General features: G+C 41.1%; 11 protein-coding genes. All 11 read right to left on the bottom strand.

Annotated elements, in window-relative coordinates; translation table 11 throughout:
* Window positions 1-234: 234 nt before the first annotated feature.
* The 11 genes from EIZ37_RS23800 to EIZ37_RS23760 all read right to left on the bottom strand — a co-directional run bounded on the left by EIZ37_RS23800 (window position 235) and on the right by EIZ37_RS23760 (window position 11072).
* Window positions 235-1629 (bottom strand): VWA domain-containing protein, encoded by a 1395-nt coding sequence (locus EIZ37_RS23800; RefSeq protein WP_167569106.1) that lies wholly within the window; start codon window positions 1627-1629, stop codon window positions 235-237.
* A 787-nt stretch (window positions 1630-2416) separates the two neighbouring features.
* Complete coding sequence (locus EIZ37_RS26170; protein WP_167569105.1) at window positions 2417-2563, bottom strand: hypothetical protein; 147 nt, start codon at window positions 2561-2563, stop codon at window positions 2417-2419.
* Entirely contained in the window at window positions 2532-3068 is a 537-nt protein-coding gene (locus tag EIZ37_RS23795; RefSeq protein WP_134687256.1) for an FG-GAP repeat protein, read from the bottom strand. Before EIZ37_RS23795 ends, EIZ37_RS26170 begins: the two co-directional genes overlap by 32 nt.
* 23 nt (window positions 3069-3091) lie before the next feature.
* Window positions 3092-3241 (bottom strand): hypothetical protein, encoded by a 150-nt coding sequence (locus tag EIZ37_RS26165; protein WP_167569104.1) that lies wholly within the window; start codon window positions 3239-3241, stop codon window positions 3092-3094.
* Window positions 3242-3619: 378 nt separating this feature from the next.
* Window positions 3620-4786, bottom strand: a complete 1167-nt coding sequence (locus EIZ37_RS23790; protein ID WP_167569103.1) for an RCC1 domain-containing protein — start codon at window positions 4784-4786, stop codon at window positions 3620-3622.
* A gap of 15 nt (window positions 4787-4801) precedes the next feature.
* Complete coding sequence (locus EIZ37_RS23785; protein WP_134687254.1) at window positions 4802-6289, bottom strand: N-acetylglucosaminidase; 1488 nt, start codon at window positions 6287-6289, stop codon at window positions 4802-4804.
* Between the two features lie 101 nt (window positions 6290-6390).
* Window positions 6391-7776, bottom strand: a complete 1386-nt coding sequence (locus EIZ37_RS23780) for a VWA domain-containing protein (RefSeq protein WP_167569102.1) — start codon at window positions 7774-7776, stop codon at window positions 6391-6393.
* 344 nt (window positions 7777-8120) lie between these two features.
* On the bottom strand, window positions 8121-9728 hold the full coding sequence (locus tag EIZ37_RS23775) for a phage tail tape measure protein (RefSeq protein WP_134687252.1): 1608 nt from the start codon (window positions 9726-9728) through the stop codon (window positions 8121-8123).
* A gap of 38 nt (window positions 9729-9766) precedes the next feature.
* Entirely contained in the window at window positions 9767-10480 is a 714-nt protein-coding gene (locus tag EIZ37_RS23770; RefSeq protein ID WP_134687251.1) for a Tad domain-containing protein, read from the bottom strand.
* A 5-nt stretch (window positions 10481-10485) separates the two neighbouring features.
* Window positions 10486-10860: a TadE/TadG family type IV pilus assembly protein gene (locus tag EIZ37_RS23765; RefSeq protein WP_134687250.1), complete on the bottom strand. Its 375-nt coding sequence runs from the start codon at window positions 10858-10860 to the stop codon at window positions 10486-10488.
* Window positions 10861-10868: 8 nt separating this feature from the next.
* Window positions 10869-11072: a TadE/TadG family type IV pilus assembly protein gene (locus EIZ37_RS23760; protein ID WP_134687249.1), complete on the bottom strand. Its 204-nt coding sequence runs from the start codon at window positions 11070-11072 to the stop codon at window positions 10869-10871.
* Window positions 11073-11091: the final 19 nt, after the last annotated feature.

Here is an 11091-nt window from a genome sequence, read left to right as displayed (position 1 = left end):
TTCAATTGATGATTTTGAGGAATTTTAGATTGATGTTGACATTAATTTGTATTGTCAATTTCCTCTTGCTTCTACTTTCCTCACTTCTCTATCATCTCTTCAACTCGATTCGATTTAATATCATTTAGGTCTATCATTTTTGATATATTAGAAGCCTGACAAATATGACTGAAATATTCGGCAGATGTAAGGGCTGGGCGACTATTGAACAGCGAGATATGCTCAGGATGTTAATCAATTACTATTTGTATTCGTCTTATACTTCTCTTCAATGATCTTTTCTAACTCTTCTATTCGCTTTTCCCCTGACTCAGAAAATAAACGATCCAGTTCATCCTGAACACTTTCAATTAATTCTTCCCTTTCATCTAAGCGTTTCCGAAAGGTAAATGTGTCATCATGTGAGATTTTTGATATTTTCGATAAGTAGTTGATCGCACTATTCAAGTTTTGATATTCAGTAAACTTGCTATTGGTCATCTCTCTATTAAAATCCATTCCCGCTTGTGTAATATTCTTCGATAATTCCATCTTCTTTTGGATCGCTTTTGTATACCAAGCACTCCATTTCTGGGCAAGGTCTTTGCTGCGATCAAATTCTTTCATTAATTGCTCCTGATTTTTTACAGTTACATAGGTACCACCTGCGGATTCAGCAATTTTTTTCAGCTGATTCTCTCCTTGGCTATCAACATCAAATCCGATAATGTTAATAATTGGTGAGATATTAGAATCAGCGAGCTCCTTGGCAACTTTCACAGGATCTCCGCCACATGTTTCAACACCATCGCTTACCAGATAAACAATATTCGTGTTATCTTCCTTGGTAAATGGAGCCAGATCCTCTTTAACCCCTTCCAACGAAAGTGCTATCGGTGTCCACCCGGTCGGTTTAAATTTATTTAATCCTTGATTCAGTTCTTGAGCGTTGTAAGGACGCAGGGAATAAATCAGCTCGCTACTGCCACACGAGATAGCCTTGTCTTCATCAGAACCAGATCCTTTATGTCCATATACACGAAGGGCGATATTTGCATTTTGAGGCAGAGCTGCTGCAAACTCACGAATTGCTTTTTTCGCTTGCTCCATCATAGTGGCTCCACCAATCTTCTTTGCCATACTGCCACTTGCATCTAACACAATTTCTACATTAAGATGCTCTTTCAAGGTAATCTTTGAATCAATTTGCGGCCCTTCCAAATCAGAATTTATCCAAGTATCCAATACCGATGAAGGATGTGAGTACTTTTCAGCAAATAAAAAAACAAGCTGGTTCCAGTATTCTTCCTCATTACTTTCCGAGAGTAACGGAAACTGGTCGAGAGTTTCTTCAATTTCTCTCTGATTTTCCTCGTATCTCTTCCCTGCAAATATCCCCTTAGGATATGCGAACAACTCCTCCCCAGTTGAAGGCGGTTTAGGGACTTCTTTCTTAAATCCAGTTTGTTTAGTAGTATCTCCTGCATTTGATTGCTTTTCAGGAGCCTCTTCTGTAGTACTTGTCTGAGTAGTAGTCGGTTGTGGTTGAGGAGTTGAAGTTGGCTCGGATGTCGTACAGCCAATAAGACTGGTGGCCAAAAGCACATATAGAATTATATGTGAAAGTGTTTTCATTCTTGTTTTCGTCATACAAGTTCCCCCATGCATAGAAAATGTTGCAAATGAATAGCACGATTCAGCTTCCAGCCTTATTTAAAGTAATCCTTTTTTCCAAGTTTTTATGCATAGCAAAATACTACCGGAGCGAGATCAAAATTTCAAAATGTTTCCTTTAAAGCTAGCTACTAAGCTCATCTGAACAGCCGAAACAAGCAAAAAGCAATCAAATTAAATAACGTGAAAAAAATAATCCGTGGTGTTCGCTCAATGCCTCGAGCGCTTAACATTATGACCTCAGCCAATGCGAGAGTATGGAAGGCGAATATCCAGCAGTATACTTTATCAGTCATGGGAAGTTCACTTAAATATCGGCCTTCGTAGTCTTTTACAACGTATATAAAATACACGAAACTAATGGCCCATGTAATTAGCGTGACAATTCTAATCTTATTAAAGGTCAGATCTTTCATCGATCTTTCCCCTTTCATCGCTAAATTTTACTTTTTATTTCCGATCCCCTAACAATCTAGTTCTTAAAATGGATCAACAGGTACTTGTATAGCTGTGCAGATCTCTAAGAGATCTACTCGCATGTCAATTGCATCTTACCTTTCTCCGTCTACCATCATCGAAATGACTGAATTGCCAACTAATAACGTAAACACAAACGCTTTTCATTCAGAGGGATTGGTGTCTCTCCTAGCTAATTGACAAAAGAAAAAACGGCTATCGTTAATATAAAGCCGTTTTCCAAATTTAAGATGAACGTAAGGTGCTCCTTGACCGATCCACAGATAAGAAATCAATGTGTGTTTTCTTAATAATCATATTGATCCTTACCGTTATAACGTGCGATCTTCCCATCTACCATTAATTTTTTCCACCCTTGTTCCGTTATCTCCAATATACCTAAGTTCTTTTGCTCACCTTTTTCATTTATCTCCAGATTGATCTGACCGATCACAATATTCCCCCTGGAGCTTCCCTTTTAACTGTGGAATGATTTGAACATTGCTGTTCCAATTGCCTCCTGTGAAGTACACATCATGCAGCGCCACGATAATATCCTGTTCACCATCGCCATTTACATCTTCCAGAGCAAGCAACATATCCAATTCCTTCTTTTGACCATCTGTTTCAGCGATCTTCGCCATTTCTTCTGCAAAATAGCTTTTTAACGCCTCCCTCTCTTTAGGAAATCCAATAGATGAGAAGGCTATCCATTTTACCTTCTCCTCTTCCGCTTTAGGCTCTTGTGACTTTTTTTCAGGAGCTATAGAGACAATCAGTTTGACGCTCGCCGTATCCGTCACTCCCGATTGGGCAAATTTCATTGTAACATCTGAGATGCGCAGTGTAGCTTTCCCATTTGTCCCCGGTTCACTAAAGCTACTTTTCTCTTCTTCCGTCTGGAATTGTAAGGTGATTCCTTCGAAACGTTCCTTGTTTATGGCTTCAGATATTTTCATTTTGGGGAAGGTCGCAGTCGCATCTACATAAAATAGATTTGATTCCCCATCGTCTCGTGTTCGCTTGGCATATATTCATACGTCCCTGCTACTTCTACTTCTCCTGTAAATTCAACTGTCGCCGCATCAAAATAGAGTTCCTCATTCATACTTGTGACTGGAGTAAATTTCACTTTTTTTATCTCAAGACCGGCAATCTTTTCTCCCTTCTTTACTTATCTTGGATCAAATTCCAGAGAGACCGGGGGTGGTTGGGGTTCCTTGCTAACTGCATTTGACTCGCTTAACGAGCTACACCCGGTAACGATTAGCATAATCATAATCATAATAACGATAACGGCTCGGAGACACGGTTCTCAAGTAAGACACTCCTCGTGATAAAACAATTTCATTATTTAAACCTACCACGTTTTATATGTAAAAAATTGATAGTAACTTCTCCGACTTCTCTAATTAGGTCTATTTACCTCTGTTTTCTCAATTTATAATGTGTTTTAAGTCGCGAGTTTTTTCAGCAGAGGAAGCGGCTACTACAGAGGCCGCTCCCCTTCTTATTGTGTCTCTTTAATTGTCAGTTTTTCAGGAATCGATTTATCAGTGTTCGTTCCATCTCCCAATTGTCCATATTCATTGCTTCCCCATGTCCATACAGTTCCTTCCTTATCTAATGCGACTGAATGAGTTTCTCCACCTGATATAGAAATAACATTAGTAATCCCTTTTACATTTTGCAATGAAACATAATCGCTCACGTTCACCCCGGTTCCCAATTGCCCTTTGTCATTAAAGCCCCAAGAAGACAATTGTCCGCTATTTTGAATGGAAAAGTAATGATTGGTTCCTCGTCCGATAGAGATTGCAGTCCCAGCCTCACTAATTTTCTCCGGCTGTACACCGTTCCCCCACTCCCATATTGAGCCATCCTTTTTCAAAGCAATTATAGAGCCATTTGCCCCCGCAATATCATTGATATCCGTAATGATTGTTACCTTTTTGGGAGAATGAACAATCTCCTCATTAGATCCAACACCAAGATTGGTATCTCGATTCCATCCCCATGCCCATACAGTTCCTGTTTCTTTTTGCAACGCCAAACAAAAGCTAAGACCGCAAGATACTTTATCAATATTTTCCAAACCTGCTACTTGAAGAGGGGTATCAGGATGATCACCTTCAACTCCTAATTGGCCATTGACATTACTTCCCCATACCCAGACCGTGCCGTCCTTTTTTAGTGCAATAGAGTTGTTTGCGTTCGCATCAATTGCTACTATCTGGTCAATTCCTTTTACTTGAACTGGTACAAAGCTATCATTATGGGTACCATTTCCAAGCTCTCCGAATTGATTGGCTCCCCAGCTCCAAACAGTTCCATCCTCCCTGAGGGCTAGAGAATGAGTAGCTCCTCCTGCTACGGCTACGACTTTGGAAAAGTTCTCGATTTTAGTTGGAACATTACTATCAGCTGTTCCACCGTTTCCCAATTGCCCATATTCATTGGATCCCCATGCCCAAATATTCCCCTTTTCATCGACAGCAAGTGTATGATTGTACCCAGCGGAAACAGCTTTGAACTTGGAAACATGTTCCTGGACCTTATCTGGATCCTGATTTATGCTAGGTCTTTCTATTTCCGCATTTGAACTACCTATGCACCCTGAAAGAATTAGAATTAATAGTAAGCTAACATACGAGAATAATTGAAAAATTTTAGTCATGCGCATCATTCTCCATTATTTTTTTATCGTTGGCTTGGATGGGGTGGAATGAGACTTAGGAGACATGTTTTCGTACACAGGAATCCGAAACGTAAAAGGGGCATCTGCGTGACTTAATGCTTCTGCAAATCGATCAGCTTTATTAACAGCATCTTTAATATGCGTTGCGTATTGTCCTCCAACTTTTCCTGAAGTCTTATAATTATTAACATTCCACTTCATACTATATAATGTATCTTGTCCCTTTACGATATAGCTATTATAAATTACTTCGGCACCACCGATTATCGCTTTCTCCGGTGTGTTCCAACCTAATTCTTTCGCTTTTTTAGCCCCATTTACATTTGCATTTCCATCGTAAGCGCCAAACCCATACATATTATACCAACCTGCATATCCCCTCACTTTACCAGTTGCTAAATCCGAATTGCCACCTGAAGTTTCTATTGATGATTTTGCTGCCAAAAATACTGCACTTACCTTTGTATTACCTGCTTCAAGGAACGTCTCTGCCTTTTTCGATAAACGATTTCTCGAAAGAACTTTTTTAACCGAATCTATATTTTGAGTAGTGGGGTTATATTTTGCAGAAAAAAATTGAAAGACTTGTCGTTCCGTCAAAAAATTACGCGGATCCATAAAATAGGCGACAGCTTCAGGTGATGCCGCGTAATAACCATTGTCATATTTGTACTTAGGATCGCGCCAAGGAGGATTATATCCATACTTCTGCTCCGGCGTACACACGTGGCCATTAAGCATTTCTGCTTGTAAAAACTTGTTAAAATCTACACCCGTATTATCTGCAACAAACTGCCATTGAGGATGCTTCTTATGTAGCTCAATAAGTGCTGGCCTATATGACTCAGGGAACTTCTGTAGTTCTTTTTCAAAGTTGTAATCGCTGGTGGAAGTTGCCGACTGAGAAGTTTTTATAGGGTACGGTGGCCCGTATTGTGGTGCAGGAACTGGCGTAGTTTTATTTTGCTCGTTTTTGGGAGGGGGAGTTGGTTTAAAAGTATTCCCGGTTGATTTAGAAGGTTGCGTACTTGTTGATTTTGGTGCATTTGTACCGACCCTGATGTCTTTGATTTTATCTCTCTGAATTTCTCGAGTATTGTTACTCCCCGTTTTGACTTCACCGTTTTGTGGTCCGTTCGATTGGCTTGTTCCAACTCCGCTTTGGATTTTCCCATCTTGGATACTTCCGGTCTGAACTGATCCTGAATTGATAACGCCACTCTGTATATTGCCTGTTTGGATCCCTCCTGTTTGGATTGTTCCTGTCTTGATATTCCCTGTCTGGATGTTCCCTGTCTGGATGTTCCCTGTCTTGATATTCCCTGTCTTGATATTCCCTGTCTTGATATTCCCTGTTCTGATGTTATCAGCAGCTGCCACATAATCAATATTACAACCGAAAGCGAATAGCGAGGTAAGCAGGGCTACTTGTGGAAATGTCCTCGCATTTCGAATACGATGTGAATCTTTATCTTTGTTCATAAAACGGCTCCCCTTAGCAATCCCTATATAAGTCAAAAAAGTAATTATTTTACTTTCACGGCGTAATAAATTCCATCGGGCAGATTCCTCTGCCCGATACCTTAATTTACACTCGTATTCTGTTTAAACTTGTCATTGATTGCCTTCTTTAATTCCTCTTCCTTTTTACTCCTCATATCCCTAAAGGTTTTGGCAAGGTCACTTCGAATATTTTCAATAAAAAGTGTTCGATTATTATTTAATTCTTTTAATGTAAAAGAATCATCGTGTGGAATTTTGCCTGCCTCTTCCAAATAATCGATGGCCTCATCAATGTTAGCCTTTTCCCTGTTTTTTAAATCCATCATGTCAGATATATATTTTGAAAATGCGTCTAAATAATTTGAGGAAGACTTGTTCGTATAGTCGATTGCTTCTTCCTTCCACTTTTCCCACTTCTCTATCATTTCTTCATTTCGATTTAATTCTTTCATGAGTTGATCTTGGTTGTGAACAGTCACATAGGTACCCTTTGCAGATTCAGCGATTTTTTTGAGTTGGTTTTCCCCATCGCTGTCCACATCAAACCCGATAATGTTCACAATCGGAGATATATTGGATTCAACCAGCTCCGCAGCTACCTTAGCTGGGTCACCACCGCAAGTTTCGACCCCGTCGCTGACCAAGTAAACGATATTGGTATTCTTTTCATTGTGGTACGGCGCTAAATCTTGTTTGACACCTTCCAGTGACCTTGCAATCGGTGTCCAGCCAGCAGGTTTGAATTTACCTAAGGACTCAGAAAGTTCCTTTTCGTTGTAAGGCCGGAAGGAATACACTAATTCGCTGCTTCCACACGACAAAGTCTTATCTTTTTCCGATCCCGTTCCTTTATGTCCATATACCCGTAGCGCAACGTTTGCATCTTTGGGTAAGGATGCTGCAAATTGACGTATTGCAAGCTTTGCTTGCTCCATCATTGTTGTCCCGCCTATTTTATTGGCCATACTGCCACTCGCATCAAGGACTATCTCGACATTGAGATTTTCCTTCAGTGTGAATTGGCCATCAATATCAGGGTCCCCTACCTTTGTATCCGGCCATACGACTGTCGATGGATGAGGATGATGCTCGGCAAATAAATAGACCAGTTGGTTCCAATATTCTTCATTGTTGCTTGCTGATAGAGGCGGGAACTGATCAAGTTCCTTTTCAATGGCTTCCTGATTTTCCTCGTAAGGCTTCCCAGATAATTTCCCCGCCGGATAAGCGAATAGTTCCTCCGGTGTTTCGGGTACCTTTAATGCTTCCTCCTTAAATCCAGCTAGAGAAGGCTGTTCTTGTTTGGTTCTTGGTTGTTGTGATGGCGTTGGTTCGGGCTTCGGTTTTGTCGTAGTTGGTTGGTTCACGGGTTGAGTCGGCTGTTCGGTAGTGTTGCATCCAGTGAGAAGCATCACAAACAATAGTGAGTATACGATGTACCGCGACGATTTCCTGTTTTTTTCCATTTTGTTCCTCCACTTAAAGATCAATGTATGCATCATCTGGTTATCCGAAATACAGAATAAGCGATCAATACAAAAATGGTGAAGAAAATGGTCCTAGGTGTCCTTTCAATTCCCTTGATATTCAATATCATAACTTCCGCTAAGGTAAAAGTTTGAATAACAAAAATCCAACAGAATACTTTATCTGCAATGGGAAGTTCACTAAGGAAACGTCCCTCGTAATCTTTCACCACATAAACAAAGTATACAAGGCTAGCGAGCCACGTAATAATTACAATATTTCGGATTTTTGAAAAGGTAAAGCGGCTCCCCACATCCGTTCCCTCCTTTCCCTAATTATTTGATCACCGCACAAATTGATCCACCAAACGCTGATAATAATACTTGAACTCAATCATAAGATTGTTTCCTGCATCACGAACAGCATTTATACCTTTCTTTATATAATTGTCCTTATCCTTCGTAGTGTCATTCCAATTCGAAATATTCCCCACACCTGTCTTAATGATTTCCTCCAGATGTTTTCCTAATATTACATTAATATATTCCCTGGCGGACGGAGCAAAAATGAATAAACCTGATCCATGAACGACGGTACCTGTAATATATGCAACGAAGAAATCATTAAAAGAAGTACTTCCTGATTTCAAATATTCACCAATTACATTTTCCAACCCGCTTGCGGCTGATATTGGAACAGTCCAAAGGAGCAACTGCCCCCATTTCTTACTACTCCATAGCTGCCCGACCACACCCATGAATTTACCAAAAACAGCTCCTGGTATCAGACTGAGCCCCACACTGATAGCTACATTTTTAAAACTCCATTCTTGCATTCCTAAAAGGGATTTCGAAATTTCAACCATTAAGGTTCCTAATCCACTATAAAACGCCCCCATAGTAATTGGTCCATTCAATGCGAGAGATGGCCGAAGTGCTGTCCAAATGGTGGAGAATCCTGATTGGAATGCTGTTTTCATAGAAATCAACCCACGCCAAACAGCGGTTCCAGCACTCGATAATCCACCCCATAACGATTGTGCTGCTCCAGATAGCCCTCCCCATGCAATGCGTAAAGAGTTCCCGATACCGGTTGCCAAAAAGCGTCCTGCATTAGCAAACCCACTACCAATCGCACGAAAAGCACTTCCAATTGCGGACCATGTCCCGGACCGAATCAATTGCCATGAATTACCAAAACCAGTGCTAACCATGCGTGCCGCCCCAGTAATCGCTCCCCAAAACGTTCGTCCTGCAAGTCCCAGTTCACTTGCCAATATACGACCAGCCCCTGCGAGCCCACTCCATAGATAACTTCCGACAAAACGGAGTTCTGCCCATAGTGCCGAAAAAGGAGTGGCGAACAATTGTCGAAATAGAGCTCCCATCGCCCCGAGAGCTCCGCTGGTATATAAAAAACCTCCAAGCAGCGCACCGACCGTAGCCGAAAAAAGACCTTCCCAGAATTTAAATTGATCCCCGCCTGTAAAGAATCCGTAAAGTGCCCCCGCAATTAATGCTCCTACACCCGCAACGATACCAACAGCAATGCCAATAACTCCGGTAAATACAAGCACTGCAATGCCCGCGATGACGATCAGGGCTACGCCAATTCCTTTTAAAAGACCCGATAACCAATCCGGAAGATCTCGATCCCAATTGTTAGCCCAATCTGTGATTCCATCCCAAACGTCTCGGAAAAAGCCAAAAACCCAATCCCATACACCTGGGCTAGCGCCTATGACTTCTCCACCGACCGGCTCTGCGCTTTTATAGTCAACCTCTTTAATATCAGTCGGAGTCAATCGCATTCGTTCGTCATCGTCATATTTGAAGGAGACCCCATTATCCGCATGGACGATAGTTACCACAGAGGAAAACGGCAAAAATAATTGAAGGAGTAAAATTGCCAACCAACTAATTAGAATGCTCTTTTTCAGTTGTTCTTTCAAGCAATACTCCTCCTTTAAATTTTGAAATTATATTTAATTTAGAAAGAGCCACATCTGCTTGGATAATACGGGATTCCCTTTGGTAATTTAATTGACGCCGCTGCGTTTGCATAAATATCTCTCTCGCCCGGTTTGAATCTATCATCAGCAACACTCTGGAACGAGGTTGTTTTTTTTACACTCACAAATACCTCAAATCTCTCTTTGTACGGAAAAATCAGTTTTACTTCCGGGGATGCACCGTTTTTCTCAGCATAATATCGCGCTTCACTTTTTACGCTGGGTGCAGAACGGATCGCACTGCACATCATTTCCGTAATACGTCCCATGTCATTTTTATAAAAAGGTCCGTAAAAATAGGTAAGTGCTTCCGTTGCATCCACATCATAATTTAAGTTCTTTAATTTTTTTTCCACACCGGATGGAATATGCCTTTCATTGATAATCTGTCTCCATGCTACTTCGAAGGGAATTCTTTCAGCAGCTGCTCTGGCGCTAGCTTCCGCATACACCCTTGCACTCAAAATAGCCGATTCGGTGTTGATATCCATTCTTAGTCTGCTTTGATACACCTTCATGGCTTCCTCTGATGCCCCTAACGCTGCCGCATCTGCGCTTGTCTGACTGACACGCTTGTTGATAAATACTGTAAAGAAGTCAAAGAAAATAAGACTTATAAAAAGAGCAGCCCACACCAGCCCTAAAACGATGATGTGGGTATTTCCATCCTCTTTGGAGAAGAAAGCACGCATAGGTACTACCCCTTTGTTTCTCTTGGCATTGTTGCATCGCGAGTAATTGTAAAATGCAAATCAGAAATAAGCGGAATTTTTACAACCGGAACCTTCGTAGAAACAGTAACGGTCACTTCATCAGAGGAACCATTTTTATCTATATCCTCCAGTTGCAACCCGGAAATGGCATTTTTCACAGCTGTCTCATATGCTCCTCCGACAGCAGCTACACGGGCACCATCCCGTGCAGCTGCTTCGGTGACAACCAAAGTGAAGCCAACCAATGCAATTTGCCAAAAGAGCATGAATGCAAAAATAATGAAAGGAAACATGGCGATAAATTCGATGGTTAATGACCCTCGCTGTTCCTTTATTACTTTTCGAATTTTTTTAGTCATCGCTCTGTTTACTCGTTACCAATACCTTGAATGAAGGACTTAATCTTGTTATTTGCTTCTTTACCAATGTCATTCCCAGAAGTGTCTTTGATGTAGGTGATAATACCACCTACGATTACGAGAACGAGCATACCCACAGCAATGTACTCAATTGAGATTGCCCCGCGTTCACTCTTCACGAAGCGTTTCAAGTATTGACGGATTGTTTCCATGTAAAATCTCTCCTAACAT

Origin of the sequence: Brevibacillus migulae, from assembly GCF_004521915.1 — a bacterium.
Lineage (GTDB): Bacteria > Bacillota > Bacilli > Brevibacillales > Brevibacillaceae > Brevibacillus_F > Brevibacillus_F migulae.
Note: the sequence above shows the minus strand (reverse complement) of the source record. Positions and strands in the feature narration are given on the sequence as shown.